The 16,776-nt window shown below is 64.3% G+C and carries 14 protein-coding genes; 1 reads left to right on the top strand and 13 read right to left on the bottom strand.

What is annotated here, in order from left to right; all coding sequences use genetic code 11:
• Positions 1 to 6 precede the first annotated feature (6 nt).
• Positions 7 to 1,098: a hypothetical protein gene (locus CH293_RS15845; protein WP_094720745.1), complete on the bottom strand. Its 1,092-nt coding sequence runs from the start codon at positions 1,096 to 1,098 to the stop codon at positions 7 to 9.
• Positions 1,095 to 2,048, bottom strand: coding sequence for a Ppx/GppA phosphatase family protein (locus CH293_RS15840; RefSeq protein WP_094720744.1), 954 nt, complete (start codon positions 2,046 to 2,048; stop codon positions 1,095 to 1,097). Before CH293_RS15840 ends, CH293_RS15845 begins: the two co-directional genes overlap by 4 nt.
• 33 nt (positions 2,049 to 2,081) lie before the next feature.
• Between CH293_RS15840 and CH293_RS15835 the strand changes: the two genes are divergently transcribed.
• Positions 2,082 to 2,882, top strand: a complete 801-nt coding sequence (locus CH293_RS15835; protein ID WP_037114152.1) for a hypothetical protein — start codon at positions 2,082 to 2,084, stop codon at positions 2,880 to 2,882.
• 61 nt (positions 2,883 to 2,943) lie between these two features.
• Here CH293_RS15835 and CH293_RS15830 read toward each other — a convergent pair whose 3' ends face one another.
• The 11 genes from CH293_RS15830 to CH293_RS15780 all read right to left on the bottom strand — a co-directional run bounded on the left by CH293_RS15830 (position 2,944) and on the right by CH293_RS15780 (position 16,776).
• A complete protein-coding gene (locus CH293_RS15830) occupies positions 2,944 to 3,633 on the bottom strand; it encodes a response regulator transcription factor (RefSeq protein ID WP_037114149.1) in 690 nt (229 codons plus the stop codon).
• Entirely contained in the window at positions 3,630 to 4,805 is a 1,176-nt protein-coding gene (locus CH293_RS15825) for a cell wall metabolism sensor histidine kinase WalK (protein ID WP_094720743.1), read from the bottom strand. Before CH293_RS15825 ends, CH293_RS15830 begins: the two co-directional genes overlap by 4 nt.
• Before the next feature lie 119 nt (positions 4,806 to 4,924).
• Positions 4,925 to 5,680, bottom strand: a complete 756-nt coding sequence (locus tag CH293_RS15820; RefSeq protein WP_037114146.1) for a phosphoglyceromutase — start codon at positions 5,678 to 5,680, stop codon at positions 4,925 to 4,927.
• Positions 5,677 to 6,837 carry a low temperature requirement protein A gene (locus CH293_RS15815; RefSeq protein ID WP_037114144.1) on the bottom strand — a complete coding sequence of 387 codons (1,161 nt, stop codon included), beginning with the start codon at positions 6,835 to 6,837 and terminating at the stop codon, positions 5,677 to 5,679. Before CH293_RS15815 ends, CH293_RS15820 begins: the two co-directional genes overlap by 4 nt.
• 144 nt (positions 6,838 to 6,981) lie before the next feature.
• Entirely contained in the window at positions 6,982 to 8,016 is a 1,035-nt protein-coding gene (gene cydB, locus CH293_RS15810; protein ID WP_037114142.1) for a cytochrome d ubiquinol oxidase subunit II, read from the bottom strand.
• A 9-nt stretch (positions 8,017 to 8,025) separates the two neighbouring features.
• Entirely contained in the window at positions 8,026 to 9,468 is a 1,443-nt protein-coding gene (locus CH293_RS15805; protein WP_037114384.1) for a cytochrome ubiquinol oxidase subunit I, read from the bottom strand.
• Between the two features lie 73 nt (positions 9,469 to 9,541).
• Positions 9,542 to 11,017, bottom strand: a complete 1,476-nt coding sequence (locus tag CH293_RS15800) for a carboxylesterase/lipase family protein (protein ID WP_094720742.1) — start codon at positions 11,015 to 11,017, stop codon at positions 9,542 to 9,544.
• 106 nt (positions 11,018 to 11,123) lie between these two features.
• Complete coding sequence (locus CH293_RS15795) at positions 11,124 to 12,713, bottom strand: AMP-binding protein (RefSeq protein ID WP_037114135.1); 1,590 nt, start codon at positions 12,711 to 12,713, stop codon at positions 11,124 to 11,126.
• 85 nt (positions 12,714 to 12,798) lie between these two features.
• Positions 12,799 to 14,064: an ABC transporter permease gene (locus CH293_RS15790; RefSeq protein WP_094720741.1), complete on the bottom strand. Its 1,266-nt coding sequence runs from the start codon at positions 14,062 to 14,064 to the stop codon at positions 12,799 to 12,801.
• Entirely contained in the window at positions 14,061 to 15,281 is a 1,221-nt protein-coding gene (locus tag CH293_RS15785; RefSeq protein ID WP_241483952.1) for an ABC transporter permease, read from the bottom strand. The genes CH293_RS15790 and CH293_RS15785 overlap by 4 nt, the downstream gene beginning before the upstream one ends.
• Positions 15,274 to 16,776, bottom strand: a complete 1,503-nt coding sequence (locus CH293_RS15780; protein ID WP_094720740.1) for an ABC transporter ATP-binding protein — start codon at positions 16,774 to 16,776, stop codon at positions 15,274 to 15,276. Before CH293_RS15780 ends, CH293_RS15785 begins: the two co-directional genes overlap by 8 nt.

Here is a 16,776-nt window from a genome sequence, read left to right as displayed (position 1 = left end):
GGCCTGTCAGCCAGTACTCAGTTGAAACGCCAACGGACCGAGTGTCACGAACACGCCGACCACAACGGCTATCACCATGCTGACCAGGTCGTCGGTGCGGCGCAGGATCCGCACGACGGCGACGAGACCGACGATCACCAGAACCGCGAGGACGAGCGCCACCCATGGCAGCACGTCCCACAGCCGCTCGAATCCCTTGAACAACAGCGCGCCGACGACTACTGCCACCACTCCCTGGCCCGCGAGCCCGAGCCATTGTTTGGCGGCGTCCTTCTTCTCGGCTCTCGGCTGCGGCTCGTCCTTCTCCTCCACGCTCTCGGCCGAGGCGTCCCTGTCCTCGGTTGTGGTGTCCTTGGCCGTGCTGTCCTCGGCCGTGCTGTCCTTGGCGGGAGCGTCCTCGGTGTCGGCGAGCGCAGCGACCTTCTTCACGAGGTCAGGAGTCTGCGTCGTCTCCTCCTCGGCGAGCGCTTTCTCGTCTGCATCGTCACGTCGAGCGAACGCACGCGTCGCTGGGCTCGACGGGGCTGCCGGGCCTGCCGCCTTCGGGGGCACAGCAGGCTTGGGTGTGACGTCGGTCTTCGGTTCTGCATCCGCAGGTCCAGCGGCGGACGGCTCCGGGCGCGACGGACGGGGGCGGGCCACGAATCCTGTGGTCTGCTTCCCCGCGGTGTTGCGCGAGGTCTCGTCGGGCGTGCGTCGACCCGTCGCGGGCACCGGGCGCTGCGACGCCGTCGAGCCGTACGGTCGCCGTTCGTCGGCTTCGTCGTGAGCTCGGTTCATCAGGTCGCCGGCTGCCGTCGTCGACCCGGACAGCAACTCGGGTTCCGGTTCGTCGGCCTCGCGCTTGCGGACCGGCGCCGGGGCCTGCGCAGGCACCTGCTTCGAGTCCGTGGCGATGACCGGGGCCTCGTCGGAAGCGGGCTCGGCGCGGACGACGGGAATCTCGCCGGTCAGTTCCGCTACGGAGATGCCGCCCTTGACGCCGCGTCGACGGCGTCCACCGGTGCTCGACGACGTCGACTTCTGGCCGTTGCGAGCGAGTAGTTCGGCAACGGAGATCTGTCCGGTGTCCTCCGGATCGGTGTTGTTCTCGCTCATGTCGACCGCACCACCAGATCGCCGTCCGTTTCGGTGTCCAGCTTCCGCAAAATCAAACCTTCCCTCAGCGCCCACGGGCATATCTCGATCTGCTCGACCGACAGTGCTCGCATACTCGCTTCTGCTACCAACGCCCCGGCCACCAATTGCGGTGATCGGTCGGCGCTGACTCCTTCCAATTCTGCACGGTCGGATGCAGTCATCCTCGTTATGAAGGCTATGAGTTGCCTGAGACCGTTCGCCGTCAGCGTCCGGGTGACTCGCGGACCTGCTGCCGACGGCGCCGCTCCGGTCAGCCGGGCGAGGGAGCGGAACGTCTTCGATGTTCCGACGGAACGATCAGGTTCGCCGGCGGCCAGCAGTTCCTTCGCCGGAGTAGCGAGCTCGGCGTCGAGCCAGTCGCGGAGGACGGCGACGCGGCGCTTGCCCGGCGGGTCACCGTCGAGCCAATCCCTGGTCAAGCGGCCTGCGCCGAGTTGAAGGGAGAACGCGACGTCGGGGTCCTCGTCGGTTCCCGATGTCAGTTCCAGCGATCCTCCGCCGATGTCGAGGTTCAGGATGCGTCCGGCGCTCCACCCGTACCAGCGGCGGACTGCGAGGAACGTCAGACGGGCTTCGTCGACGCCGGACAACGTCTGCAGCACGACGCCGGTTTCACGCTGAACGCGTGCCAGAACATCGTCGCTGTTGTGTGCGTCACGCACGGCCGACGTGGCGAAGGCCATGAGTTCTTCGCACCCTGACTTCGTCGCGATCGAGGCGAAGTCTCCTACCTCGTTGACCAGCCGGTCCGCGCCTTCGCGGGTGATGTTGCCGTCGGCGTCGGTGTTCTCGGACAGCCGCAGCGTTGCCTTCGACGAGCTCATCGGTGTGGGGTGACCACCGCGGTGCGCATCAACCACCAACAGATGCACCGTGTTGCTTCCGACGTCGAGCACCCCTAATCGCACAGGACCACGGTACTGGGTCTACCGTCGACACTTGTGACAGCAGGTAGTAAGCAGCACACCTTCGCTGCAGAAGTGGACCTGGATTTCCCTCGCGAGTGGGTGGAATTCCCCGATCCGGACAACCCCGAACACATCATCGCGGCCGACCTGACGTGGTTGCTGTCCAACTGGACGTGCGTGTTCGGCACTCCCGCCTGCCAGGGAACCGTGGCCGGGCGACCGGACGACGGCTGCTGTTCGCACGGGGCGTTTCTGTCCGACGACGATGACAAGAAGAAACTCGACGCGTCGGTGAAGATGCTGACGGCCGAGGACTGGCAGTTCAGGGACAAGGGGCTCGGAAAGAAGGGATACGTCGAATACGACGATCTCGAGGACGAGCAGTCGCTGCGCACGCGTCGATACAAGGGTGCGTGCATCTTCCAGAACCGTCCGGGGTTCGCCGGCGGCATCGGATGCGCACTGCACTCGATGGCACTGCGCAAAGGCATCGAGCCGCTGGAGGTCAAGCCGGATGTGTGCTGGCAGTTGCCGATTCGCCGTACTCAGGACTGGGTGACGCGTCCCGACGGAACCGAGATCCTGAAGACGACCATCGGCGAGTACGACCGGCGCGGATGGGGCGAGGGTGGGCACGACCTGTCCTGGTACTGCTCGGGTTCACCCGACGCGCACGTCGGGAGCAAGCAGGTGTTCGAGTCGTACAAGCCCGAACTGACCGAACTGCTCGGCAAGCCCGCGTACGACGAGTTGGCGTCGCTGTGCAAGCGGCGCCGCGGCCTCGGTCTCATCGCGGTGCACCCGGCGACTCGTGAGGCGCAGCGGACCAAGTAGGCCCCTCCCCTATGTGAGTGGAAATGTAGGCTCTGGCCCACATTTCCACTCACACGAGGATCTAGCCTTCGAGCTTGTAGCCCAGGCCCCGGACGGTCACGAGGTGCTCCGGCTTGGCAGGGTCGTTCTCGATCTTCGACCGCAATCTCTTGACGTGCACGTCGAGGGTCTTGGTGTCTCCGACGTAGTCCGCGCCCCACACCCGGTCGATCAACTGGCCGCGGGTGAGGACCCGACCGGAGTTGCGGAGCAGGTACTCCAACAGATCGAATTCCTTGAGCGGCAACGTGATCTGTTCCGAGTTCACCAGGACGACGTGCCGTTCCACGTCCATGCGAACCGGGCCTGCCTCGAGCACACCGGTGTCCGCGGCGCCGTCGAGGTCTGCGTCGCTGCCCCGGCGCAGTACTGCGCGGATGCGGGCGATCAGTTCACGAGCCGAATACGGTTTGGTGACATAGTCGTCCGCCCCCAGTTCGAGTCCGACGACCTTGTCGATCTCGCTGTCGCGAGCGGTCACCATGATCACGGGTACGCCGGACCGTGCACGCAGTTGCTTGCACACGTCGGTGCCGCTCATTCCCGGCAGCATCAGGTCGAGCAGCACGATGTCGGCGCCGGCCTTGTCGAACTCGGCCAGTGCGGAGGGTCCGTCGCCGACGACGGTGGCCTCGAATCCTTCTTTGCGCAGGAGAAAGGCCAGAGGGTCGGCCAACGATTCCTCGTCCTCGACGATCAAGACGTTGGTCACTGTTCTTCTCCTTCTAACGACGTGAGGTCGTCTTCTTCGAAATAGGCAGGGATCTGCAGAGTGAAAGTCGATCCGGTGCCGAGCTTGCTCCACAGCGAGATGCTCCCGTTGTGGTTGGCTGCGACGTGTTTGGCGATGGCCAGGCCGAGACCTGTGCCTCCTGTTGCCCGCGACCGAGCTTTGTCGACGCGGAAGAATCGTTCGAAGACCCGCTCCTGGTCTTCTTTCGCGATGCCGATTCCGCGGTCGGTGACCGCGAAGGCGACGCAGCTGCTTCGCAGTGCCCTCGACACCGATACGGGTGATCCGTCGGACGAGTACGCGATGGCGTTCTGGATCAGGTTGGCGAGCGCCGTCACCAGCAATGCCTGATCCCCCAGCACTTCGAGGCCGCTGGGATGGTCGGTGGTGACGGTGATTCCGGCGTTCTCGGCGGCGATCTTCGACCGATCGAGGGCCTCGTTGACTACGGTGTCGACGTCGACGACTTCGAGGTCGGGCAACTTCTCGGCGCCTTGGAGGCGTGACAGTGCGATCAATTCCGTCACCATGTTGCCGAGGCGCTTCGACTCCGCCACGACCTTTCCACCGAAATGGCGGACCGAATCGGGGTCGTCGGCGGACTCGAGCAGTGCCTCGGCCAGCAGGCTCATGGCGCCGACGGGCGTCTTGAGTTCGTGAGAGACGTTGGCGACGAAGTCCCTACGGGTCGCTTCCATCCGAACCTGTTCGGAATCGTCGTCGGCGAACAGCACGACGAAGCGTTGGTCTTCCTTGCTCAGCATCCGAGCCACACACCGCACGGCCATGCGATCTCGGCTGGTGGTGGTGCGGGCGTCCTTGGAGCTGATGTCGACTTCGACGGGGTGGCCGTCGGCGAGGACTTTCTGCGCGGCTTCCCATGCACGGTCGTCGATGAGGCGGTTACGCACCAGACCGAGCTCCTCGGCCCGTGGGTTGGACAGGACCACGTCGTGGAACCGGTCGACGACTGCGATGCCGCTTTCCGACGCCAGGATGATCAGATCCAGTACCTGCGACATCGTCAGTCCCGACGTTGCGCGTGCTCGTTCGGAGTGACGTGTCGCGAGATAGGGGATCAGAACACCGCCGACGAGATATCCGACGAAGGCCGTGGCGATAGCCAGCAGTACGGCCGATGCAACACTCACACCGGAATCGTACGTTCGATGGACACCTCACATACGCAGGGTGCAGGCATTTCCCTGGTCGTCATAGTCCTCGTCGGCAGTGTTCTTCGATCGTTCACCTGCTGTTTCGGACCGGGGCCCTACTTGCCGCCCTGATTGGCGACCGCGGCGGCTCCTGCGGCGGCGGCTTCGGGGTCGAGGTATGTTCCGCCCGGGTTCGACGGGACCAGCTTGCCCTTACCGTCCACGAAGTCGTACTGCAGGGGAATGCCCGTCGGGATGTTCAGGCCGGCGATGTCGGCGTCGGAGATCTCGTCGAGGTACTTCACCAGAGCGCGCAGGGAGTTGCCGTGCGCGGCTACGAGTACGGTCTTGCCTGCCTTCAGCTCGGCGACGATGACGTCTTCGAAGTACGGGATGAGCCGGTCGACGACGTCCTTCAGGCACTCGGTGAGTGGAACGCTGTCGAGGTCTGCGTATCGGGGATCGCTGTCCTGGCTGAATTCGCTGCCTACCTCGATGGGCGGCGGCGGGGTGTCGTAGCTGCGACGCCACAGCATGAACTGCTCGTCGCCGTACTTGTCCTTCGTCTCGGCCTTGTTCAGTCCCTGCAGCGCGCCGTAGTGACGTTCGTTGAGTTTCCAGTCACGGACGACGGGGATCCAGTGCCGGTCCGCGGCGTCGAGGGCGATGTTCGCGGTACTGATCGCGCGACGCAGCAGCGAGGTGTACAGCACGTCGGGGAGCACGCCTGCGTCCTTCAGCAGCTCACCTGCGCGCTTGCCCTCTGCTTCGCCCTTGTCGGTGAGGCGAACGTCCTGCCACCCGGTGAACTGGTTCGACGCATTCCATTCACTCTCGCCGTGGCGGAGCAGAATCAAGGTTCCGATACTCATGAGGAGAGTTTCTCATGCCCGGTTTCGTGGCGCGCCGCGTCGACAGGACGGTGTACGACGAGCACCGCCACGATCACCGCCATCACGACGGCCGTCAGCGTGATCGGGATGGGAATGACCGGGTCGAGGAGGACCAGGAGGGCGCCGACGGGAACGACGGTGTTGACGACGCGATCCGCGTTGTCCTTGATCGCGATGAACCAGATGCCGAGGACGAACACTGCGATGGGCACCGTCACGGTGAACGATGCGGCGACGTCGCCGAGTTCGCTGTGATGGGTCAGCACGTCGATCTCCACTTCGATGCCTGCAGAGAACGCGCCGGCCGCGGCGAAGATGAAGTAGTGCATGTAGCCGTAGGTCAGTGACGTGCCGAATCCACCGATCGCACGGTGATGCGGCGGCCAGAAGTAGATCCACCACAGTCCGGCTGTGACCACGAGCGTCAGCACCGAGATGGAGATGAGTGGCGCGAGCGCGGTCTCGTCGTGGAGAGCTTCGATGATGGCGTTGGCCGACGCGAGAAGTGATTCGCCGAGAAGGATGAGCGTGAACAGTCCGTATCGCTCGGTGATGTGATGCGGGTGCCACGGCGTTGTGCCGCCGGACTTCTCGGCGACGACGGGAATCGAGATCTCCAGTGCCGCGAACACCACGAACAGAACGATCTGCACCGGACTCTGCGGGACCAGCAGCCACAGAACCCACAGCACTTGAACGGCCGTGATACCGGACGCGTAGATCAACGCCGTCTTCCGATGCTCGGGCGCCCTCGACGCTCGAATCCACTGCGCCACCATCGCGATACGCATGACGACGTAGCCCAGCACCGGAATCGTGAAGTCCTTGTCGGTGAACGCCGGTTCGATTCCTGCGGCAAGCACGAGCACGCCCGCCATCTGCACCACCGTCAGTACGCGATACAGCCAATCGTCGGTGTCGAACGACGTCGCGAACCAGGTGAAGTTCATCCATGCCCACCAGATGGCGAAGAACACCATGAGGTAGCTGGCAATACCGTCGAGGACGTGGTTCTCGGTCAACGCGTGATGCAGCTGAACCGCCGCGATACTGACGGCGACCACGAACACCAGGTCGAAGAACAACTCCAGCGGACTCGCGGCGCGATGCGGTTCTGCTGCGTCACGCGGGCGCATGGGGTTGAGCCTGAACTTACTCGTCGGTTGGTTCACAGGCGTCGACGATAGGCCAAAGCAGACCGAATTGTCTTGTGCTGCACACGTTTATCGGACATTTCGGGCGAAAGTCCTTACCTGGCACCCCTTCTGCCGAAACAAATGTCAGCTCCGCCCCGCCCATTTCAATCCGTGGGACTGCCCGATGGCGGTGCTGGAGATGCGCTGACGGAAGACCCAGTACGTCCATGCCTGGTACAGGATCACGACGGGCGTCATGAAGGCGGCGACCCAGGTCATCACGGTCAGCGTGTACGGGCTGGACGACGCGTTCGCGATGGTCAGGTTGTAGGCCGGGTCGAGGGTCGACGGCATGACGTTCGGGAACAGCGACGCGAACAGCAGTGTCACGGTACTGACGACGGCGATCGACGTGAGCGCGAAGGCACGCCCTTCCTTCTCGTCTCGGGTGAAGACCACGACACCCAGAAGAGCTGCCGCGGCGAGGCCGACGAGGATCCAGGTCCATCCCTTGCCGTACGCGATCTGGGTCCAGAGTACGAAGGCTCCGGCAATCGGCACGGCAGGTATCGCGAGCCTGGCTGCGATGGCGACTGCGTCCTCGCGGATCTCGTCGGCCGATTTCAGTGCGAGGAACACCGCGCCGTGGAGTGCGAACACCACAGCGGTGGTGACGCCGCCCAACAGGGCGTACGGATTCAGCAGATCGAAGAGGCTGGACACCACCTGCTTCTGCGCATCGATCTCGACCCCGCGCACGATGTTGGCGAAGGCGACGCCCCACAGCACGGCCGGAACCCATGACCCGAAGACGATCCCCCAGTCGCATCGTCGGCGCCAGTTGTCGTCGTCGATCTTCGCGCGCCATTCGATCGCGACGATCCGCAGGATCAGGGCCACCAGGATCAGCAGCAGCGGAAGGTAGAAGCCGGAGAACAGGGTTGCGTACCAGTCCGGGAAGGCTGCGAACAGGGCGCCGCCCGCGGTGATCAGCCAGACTTCGTTGCCGTCCCACACCGGTCCGATGGTGTTCAGTGCGACCCGGCGTCGAACGTCCGGCGGGATGTCGGTGCGTCGTCCGACGATCGGCATCAGCATTCCGACGCCGAAGTCGAAGCCCTCGAGCAGAAAGTAGCCGACGAAGAGTACTGCGACGATCACGAACCACATCTCGGCCATCGTCGACTCCTAGTACTCGAACGAGAGTTGCTTCGGTTCAGCGGGATCCGGCGGCGTTCTGTCGTGATCCATGGGGCCTTCCTTCGCGTATCGGATCATCAGCTTCAGCCACACGACGCCCAGTGCCCCGTAGAGCAGGGTGAAAGTGACGATCGAGATCCATACCGTCGCAGCCGAATGGTTCGATACACCTTGGTCGACGGTCAACCGGATCATGTCCACGCCGGTCGGATTGGGGTGCACCATCCACGGTTGTCGGCCCATCTCGGTGAAGATCCAGCCGGCGCTGTTGGCGAGGAACGGCATGGGTATGGCGATCAACGCCAGCCACGAGTACCAGCGCTGATCGGGCACCCGCCCGCGCCTCGTGACCCACAGCCCGGCGAGCGCCAGCGCGGCTGATCCGGCGGCGAGCCCGATCATCATTCGGAACGACCAGTACGTGACGAAGAGGTTGGGCGTGTAATTGCCCGGTCCGAATTCCTGCTCGTACTGCTCCTGTAACTGGTTGACGCCTTGCAGTGTCACTCCGGAGAACTTCCCTTCCGCGAGAAACGGAAGCACGAAGGGTAATTCGATCACCGATGTCACACTGTCGCAGTTGTTGTGTGTACCGATCGTCAGGACCGAGAAGTCGGGGTCGGTCTCGGTGTTGCACAACGATTCCGCCGACGCCATCTTCATCGGCTGTTGCACGAACATCAGCTTGCCTTGCGAGTCCCCCGTCCACGCCACGGCGACGCCTGCCACGATCATCACCAGCAGCGCGAGACGTGCTGCCGGACGGAACAGTTCACGAGCGTCCTGTTCACGGCCCCGACGCATGGTTCGCACCATCCACCAGCCGGAGATACCGGCGACGAAGGTTCCGGCCGTCAGGAATGCGCCTGCGATGACATGTGGGTAGGCAACCAGCGCAGTGTTGTTCGACAGCAGGTCACCGATCGAGGTCAGCTGCGCCCGGCCGGACTCGGCGTTGTACTCCGCGCCGACGGGATGCTGCATGAACGAGTTCGCGACGACGATGAAGTATCCCGACGCGTTCACACCGATCGCGACGAGCCAGATGGTCGCGAGGTGGACGCCCCGAGGCAGTCGTTCCCAGCCGAAGATCCACAGTCCGAGGAACGTGGATTCGAGGAAGAACGCGACAAGACCTTCCATCGCCAGCGGAGCCCCGAAGACGTCGCCGACGAACCGCGAGTACTCGCTCCAGTTCATCCCGAACTGGAACTCCTGCACGATGCCGGTGGCGACGCCGAGCGCGAAGTTGATCAGCAACAGCTTGCCGAAGAACTTGGTGAGCCGGTACCAGGCGTCCTTCTTCGTGATCATCCACATCGTCTGCATGATCGCGACCATCGGCGCGAGACCGATGGTCAGCGGCACCAGCACGAAGTGATAGACAGTCGTGATTCCGAACTGCCACCTCGAAAGATCCAAAGCGTCCATCGCCACTCCAGCCCGCAGGTTGGTGGTGACTATAGACCCGTTTTCGACGCCTCACCTGTGAAACGAGACCTCGTCAGCGCACCCCGGCCCAGACTTCTCTCGTCGACGCACGGGGGTCGTCGACCACTCCGGTCCGGTCGCCGAACATCATCACCGATCGATCCGCCCCGTACCGAGCCCAGCCGGGCGAACCGTCGAGCACGAAGTCGACCCAGGCTCGGTGCATCTCGTCGGCCACCTTCTGGGGTGGGTTCGCTCCGGTGATGCGCGCTGTCTCCGGCTTGTCCAGCAGGTCGAACACGAACGGTATCTCCAGGGCATGACATGCCCCGAGGGCGCCGTCGAAGAGCGTGGATCGCCACGTGAACTCGTAGACGAATGCGTTTCCGCCGCGGGTCTCCGCGACCCGTACGGCGGGGATGCGGAAGAACCAGTCGGTGACCACCGCGATGAGCAGTTCGCCGGGTGACGCATCGGGCAGCTGCGCCCGATAGACGTCGAGTGCCTGCTCGACGTCGGCGCCGTATGCGCCGATCGCCGCTTGGACCCGCGCCTCGTCCACGTACCCGACGACACCGGCCGGAACCAGGAAGAACGCGAACTCTTCGCTGGTGGTGCCGATCAGAACGTCGATCTCCGAGCCCGCGCCTGCGGCGATTCTCCGGTGCGGAACGTCGGGAACGACGTCGCCGTCGATGTAGGGCTCGAAGGGCATCATGTTGAACGCCAGTTCACCCCACGCTCCCGTCGGCGCCTCGGCCGTGACGCGGTCGCCGAGCTCTCGCTGAGCATCGACGAACGCCTCCACCGGCACGGACCCGAAACCGTCCACATTCGGTTGCACGCCCAGCGAATCAGCAAGCGCCTCGGCTACTTTCGTGGCCGTAGCCTCGGTGATGACGTGGTATCCCGCGCCGCTCTGCAGTATCGCGCGCCGGAACAGCCCGTCCGCCGACGGCATCGACATCAGGGTCCCGACGCTCATCGCCCCTGCCGATTCACCGGCAACGGTCACCGCGTTCGGGTCTCCGCCGAAGGCAGCGATGTTGTCGCGCACCCACCTCAGTGCGGCGACCTGGTCCAGCATGCCTCGGTTGGCAGGCGCTCCGTCGATTCGCGCGAATCCGTCGGCGCCGAGACGGTAGTTGACGGTGACGACGACGATGCCGTCTCGCGCGAACGCCGAGCCGTCGTAGATGGGCACGGCGTTGCTTCCGTTGACGAATGCACCGCCGTGAATCCAGACGAACACCGGCAGTCCCGACGCGGACACGTCGGGTGTCCACACGTTCACGTTCAGGCATTCCTCACCGGGAACCACTGGCTCGGTGAGTATTTCACTGACGGGCGGTCGGTACCCGATCTTGGGGGCCGTGGCGCCGAACGTCACGGCATCTCGGACACCACTCCACGACGGCGGCGCGCTGGGTGCCTGGAACCTGCGTGCACCGAACGGCGCTTCGGCGTAGGGAATTCCGAGAAAGGAAGTGACCGGTCCGCTCTGTTGACCGCGAACCGTGCCCTGAGCGATGTCGACTGTGACGTCCATACTTCTTTACTACCCGAACTACCGGGTGTGGTGTGACAATTCCGTCCGACGCAGGCGGGAATCCGACTGCTGAGCACGTGATTGTCACACCACTCCCGGAGGGTCCTTACTGTGCTGCTTCTGCAGCCCTCAGGTCCTTGCGCAGGATCTTGCCCGCGGCGGACTTCGGGACCGTGTCGATGAACTGGACCTTGCGGACCTTCTTGTGCGGGGACACACGTTCGGAGACGAAGGCGATGACACCGTCCTCGTCGATCGACGCGTTCGCCTGCAGTACGACGAAGGCCTTCGGCACTTCCTCGCCCTCGTCGTCGAGTACGCCGATGACGGCGGCGTCGGCGATCTCGGGGTGGGTGAGCAGCAGTGCTTCGAGCTCGGCGGGCGGAACCTGGTAGCCCTTGTACTTGATGAGTTCCTTGAGCCTGTCCACGATGTAGACGACGCCCTCGGAGTCGACGACTGCGATGTCGCCGGTGTGCAGGTAGCCGTCGTCGTCGAGGGTCTCGGCGGTAGCGGTCGGGTTGTTGAGGTAGCCGGCCATGACGTTCGGCCCCTTCACCCACAGTTCGCCCGGCTTGGACCGTCCTTCTGCCGGAATGTCGATTTCCTCGAGGGTCTCGGGGTCGACGAGCTTGTTGACGGTGTTGGCCAGCGGGAGGCCGACGGAGCTGAGCGGCATGTCGTCGCGGTCGAACGGGATGGCGTGGCTGACCGGGCTGAGTTCGCTCATTCCGTAACCCTGACGGATGCGCGTGTTCAATCGAGCCGCGACGGCCTTGCCGAGCTCTTCGTCGAGCGGGGCGGCGCCGGAGAAGATGGTGTGCACGCTGGAGAGGTCGTACTGGTCCACCAAGGGATGCTTGGCGAGTGCAACGGCGACGGGGGGCGCGATGAAGAGGTAGGTCAGCTTGTTGTCCTGGATGATGCGCAGGAACTCGACGAGGTCGAACTTGGGCATGGTGACCAGTCGTGCACGCAATTTCAGTGCGATGTTGAGAAGCACTGTGAGGCCGTAGATGTGGAAGAACGGCAGCAGTGCGAGGATCGCGTCGTCGGTGTCGATGCCGACGCGGGGTTCCATCTGCGCGACGTTGGCGACGAGGTTGCGGTGTGTGAGGATGACGCCCTTGGGCACACCCGTCGTCCCGGACGAATACGGCAGCACTGCGACCTGGGTGGCGGGGTCGAACGTCACGTCGGGCGCGGGTGCGCCCTGGGTCAGCAGATCCCGCAGATTCGGGTGGCCTTCGGCGCCGTCGAGAACGATGACGTGGTCGTCGTCGATACCGACCTTCTCCGCGGCGGCCTTGGCCTGCGGGTACAGCGGCGAGACGGTGAACAGGAACTTCGCACCGGACCCGGTGAGCTGCTTGGCGATGTCCTCGGCGGTGTACAGCGCGTTGATCGTGGTCGCGGTTCCGCCTGCGCGCAGGATGCCGTGGAGGACCGCGGCGAACGCGGGCACGTTGGGCGAATGCAGGCCGACGACGTCGCCCACCTCGAGACCGCGTGCGGCGAGCGCGCCTGCGATGCCGTTGATCTGACCGATCAGAGCCTGGTACGTGGTGACGTCACCGGAGGCGCCGTCGATCAGTGCCGGCTTTTCCAGGTCGGCGTCCGAGATGGACCCGAACAGATAGTCGTAGACACTGAGATTCGGGATCTCCACGTCCGGAAAGGGGCTGTTGAAGCTCATGACTCTCCTTCGAACACGCATCGGCAAGATGTCCGAAATCCTACAGTGAACGTGGTCACAGTGACGCAGGCACCCTACTCGGGAGTCAGGACTTCACATAGGGCTTACCTGCGGCCGCGGGTCCACGAACGTGCCCGACGAGACCGGCAACGGCGAAGATTGTCACCACGTAGGGCAGCATCAGCATGAACTCGCTGGGCACGGGTGACCCGATGATGCCGAGCACGTTCTGCAAGTTCGACGCGAAGCCGAACAGCAGGGCAGCCAGAGTTGCGCGTATCGGGTCCCAACGGCCGAAAATGACTGCAGCCAACGCGATGTAGCCGGCACCGGCGGTCATTTCCTTGCCGAATGCGCCCACCGATCCGAGCGTGAAGTAGGCGCCGCCGAGGCCGGCGATGGCTCCGGCGAGGCAGACGTTCCAGAACCGGGTGCGCGCGACATCGATACCGACGGTGTCGGCCGCCTGAGGATGTTCACCGACGGCGCGCAGGCGCAGACCCCACTTGGTGTGGAACAGACCGAACCACACCAGCGCGACGACGACGTACATCATGTAGACGATCAGGGTCTGGCGGAACAACACCGGACCGATCACGGGGATCTGGGACAGCAGTGGAATCTCGATGCGCCCGAACCGCGGCGGCGAGTTGAGGGTCTCGGGGTTCTTCGTCAGCACCACCGAGTACAAAAAGCTCGTCAGTCCCACGACCAGAACGTTCAGCACGACGCCGACGATGACCTGGTTGACGAAGTACTTGATGGAGAACATCGCGAGCAGTGCCGCGGTCAACGCTCCGGCGAGCAGTGCGGCGAGTAGGGCCACGTAGGCGGATCCGGTGATCGACGCGACGACGGCGCTGACGAAGGCGCCGGACAGAAGCTGGCCTTCGATGGCGATGTTGACGACGCCGACGCGTTCGGAGATGACGCCGCCCATCGCGCCGAAGATCAGTGGCGTGCTGAGCGCGACGGCCCCGATGAGCAGGCCGGGTACGGGCACCGTCGCTCCTGCGGCGGCCCACGTCAGGAACCCGATCACGAACAGCACCGCGAAGACTGCGAGGACCCACAACGGTGTTGTCTTGCGGCGCAGTACGTTCCACACGGCGAACGCGAGAATCGCAGCCAACGCCACGACGACGAGAATTCCGGTCGCCCCGGTCGGGACTCCCACTGCCGGGAGCGCGAAGAAGTCGTTCTCGCTGGCGAGGCCGAAGGTGGTCGTACCTGATTTGCCGCGCAGGACGAACAGGATCAGCCCGAGCAGAGTCGCTGCACCGAGGACGCCCGGTACCTTCCAGCTTCGCTTCGGCGTCAGTACTTCCGGCGCAGTGTCGAGGGTGGTCACAGTGCTCCCACCTTCGCGGTGTCGGCGCGAGCCGCGGTCTCGGCCCCCGGTGGCGGTAATCGGAAGACAGCTCGCACCAGCGGAGGCGCCGCGATGAACAGAACGATGACCGATTGCACGACGAGGACGATGTCGATGGGGATGCCCTCGGCCGCCTGCATCGCGAATCCGCCGGCCTTGAAGGCGCCGAACAGTATGCCGGCGAAGAACACTCCCCACGGTTTGGACCGACCGAGCAAGGCCACGGTGATGGCGTCGAAGCCGATACCGGCGTCGATGTCCGCGCCGAAGCCGGTGGTGACCGTCCCCAGAACCTGTGCGACACCTGCCAAGCCGACCAGTGCTCCGGACATCACCATCGCGTACAGATACATGCGGTTGACGTCGATGCCGGCGATCCTCGACGCATGCGGGTTCTCGCCGACGGCCCGGAAGCGGAACCCCAACGACGACCGTTCGAGAAGCCACCAGACCGCGACGGTCACCACGACGACGAGGACGAAACCCAGATGCAGCGAGTAGCGGTCACCGAACAATTTGGGGAAGACCGCCGTCGATTCCATCGCGGCGGTCTTGGGGTTGTTCTGGCCGGGAGCCTGCAGTGCGCCCGGTGTGCGCAACAGGTATGCGACGAGGTAGAACGCGACGTAGTTGAGCATGATCGTGACGATCACTTCGTGGGCACCGGTGCGCGCCTTCAGCACTCCGGCGATACCGCCCCACACCGCGCCGCCGACGACACCCGCGAGGATCGCCAGGATCAGGTGAATCCCCGCTGGAAGCTGTAGCGAGAACCCGACCCACCCGGCACATGCCGCCGCGATGAGCATCTGGCCGCGGCCACCGATGTTGAACATGCCGACTCGGAAGGCAAGTGCCACACCGAGACCGGCGACGATCAACGGCGTCGCGAAGGTCAGTGTCTCCATGAGCGGCCGGATGCCGTTCTCGAATCCGGGTCGCCGGAAGTTGTACACCGACCCCTGGAACAGTGACGAGTACGCCCCCGACACTGCGTCCCAGACCGCCACCAGCATGTCCGACGGCCGGGAGAAGAAGTACCCGGCGGTCTCCTGCACCTGATCGTCGGTGACGGCGATCAGCACTGCTCCGACGATCACCGCCATGAACACGGCGAGCACGGAAATGATCGCGCTTCCGGTGAATATCTGCCGCAGAACCACATGGGACCGCGACGGTGCAGGCGTTTCAGCCATGCTTCTCTCCACCCATCATCACACCTAGAACTTCGCGGGACGTGTCGGCGGGCACGATGCCGACGATGGTCCCGCGGTACATGACTGCAATTCGATCGGCGAGCGCCGCGACTTCGTCGAGTTCGCTGGAGACGACGATCACCGGCACACCGGAGTCCCGTGTCGCGACGATCCGCTTGTGCACGAACTCGATCGAGCCGACGTCGATACCTCGTGTCGGCTGCGACGCGACGAACAGCCGGAGGTCTCGGCTCAGCTCACGCGCGAGCACGACCTTCTGCTGATTACCGCCGGACAGCCGCCCGACGCGTGTGTCGATTCCCGGCGTCCGGACGTCGAACTCCTCGACCTTCTCGGCGGCGAACGTGTCCAGATACTCGCGTCGGATGGCGCCGCGACGCACGAACGGCTCCCCCGTCGATCTGTCCAGCATGAGGTTCTCCGCAATCGAGAACTCGCCGACGAGTCCGTAGACCGTGCGGTCCTCGGGCACGAAGCCGACGCCTGCGCCGAGTACGTCGTGCACGGATGCGCCGACGAGTGACCGGCCGTCGAGCTCGATCTCGCCGCTGATCTGCTCACGCGCTCCCAGCAGTGCCTCGACGAATTCGCTCTGCCCGTTGCCCTGCACACCGGCGACGGCGAGGATCTCACCTCGGTGGACTTCGAGACTGACATCGTCGACGACCTTCTGGCCGGATCCGTCGAAGACCGTCAGGTTCTTCACGACGAGTGCTGCGTCCCCGGGCTGGGCCGGTTCCTTCGACACGGTCAGCTGCACGTCGCGGCCCACCATCATCGCGGCGAGTTCGGCGTTGGTCGCCGTCGGTTCCGCCTCGCCCACGACCTTGCCGAGCCGGATGACGGTGATCCGATCTGCGACCTCGCGTACCTCCCGCAGCTTGTGGGTGATGAACACGATCGCCGTGCCGGATTCGGCCAGCTCACGCATGATGCGCATGAGATCGTCGGTTTCCTGCGGCGTCAGCACGGCCGTCGGCTCGTCGAACACCAACACCTTGGCGTCGCGGCTGAGCGCCTTGATGATCTCGACGCGCTGCTGCACGCCGACGGGGAGTTCGTCGATCCTGGCGTCCGGGTCGAGGTCGAAACCGAAACGCGACGAGATCTCCCGCACCAGCTTTCGCGCCGCGTCGAGATCGAGCCTGCCGCCGGACTTGGTGGTCTCGTGGCCGAGAATGATGTTCTCGGCGACCGTGAACACCGGGATCAGCATGAAGTGCTGATGCACCATGCCGATCCCGGCGGTCATCGCTTCGCCCGGGCCGGCGAAATTCTGCTCGACGCCGTCGAGCAGAATTTTGCCTTCCTCGGCGCGATACAGGCCGCTGAGAACATTCATCAGGGTCGACTTGCCCGCCCCGTTCTCACCGAGCAGGCAGACGATCTCCCCCGGCTCGACGACGAGGTCGATGGAATCGTTCGCGACGAGCGAGCCGAACCTCTTCGTGATGCCCTGTAATTCTAGTTTCAC

Origin of the sequence: Rhodococcus sp. 14-2470-1b (assembly GCF_002259415.1) — a bacterium.
GTDB lineage: Bacteria > Actinomycetota > Actinomycetes > Mycobacteriales > Mycobacteriaceae > Rhodococcoides.
Note: the sequence above shows the minus strand (reverse complement) of the source record. Positions and strands in the feature narration are given on the sequence as shown.

Bases quoted from the DNA above. Each gene is read 5' to 3' on its own strand.
- CH293_RS15845 (WP_094720745.1), bottom strand. From the start codon at position 1,098: ATGAGCGAGAACAACACCGATCCGGAGGACACCGGACAGATCTCCGTT.
- CH293_RS15820 (WP_037114146.1), bottom strand. From the start codon at position 5,680: ATGAGTATCGGAACCTTGATTCTGCTCCGCCACGGCGAGAGTGAATGG.
- CH293_RS15815 (WP_037114144.1), bottom strand. From the start codon at position 6,837: ATGCGCCCGCGTGACGCAGCAGAACCGCATCGCGCCGCGAGTCCGCTG.
- cydB (WP_037114142.1), bottom strand. From the start codon at position 8,016: ATGGCCGAGATGTGGTTCGTGATCGTCGCAGTACTCTTCGTCGGCTAC.
- CH293_RS15805 (WP_037114384.1), bottom strand. From the start codon at position 9,468: ATGGACGCTTTGGATCTTTCGAGGTGGCAGTTCGGAATCACGACTGTC.
- CH293_RS15800 (WP_094720742.1), bottom strand. From the start codon at position 11,017: ATGGACGTCACAGTCGACATCGCTCAGGGCACGGTTCGCGGTCAACAG.
- CH293_RS15795 (WP_037114135.1), bottom strand. From the start codon at position 12,713: ATGAGCTTCAACAGCCCCTTTCCGGACGTGGAGATCCCGAATCTCAGT.
- CH293_RS15785 (WP_241483952.1), bottom strand. From the start codon at position 15,281: ATGGCTGAAACGCCTGCACCGTCGCGGTCCCATGTGGTTCTGCGGCAG.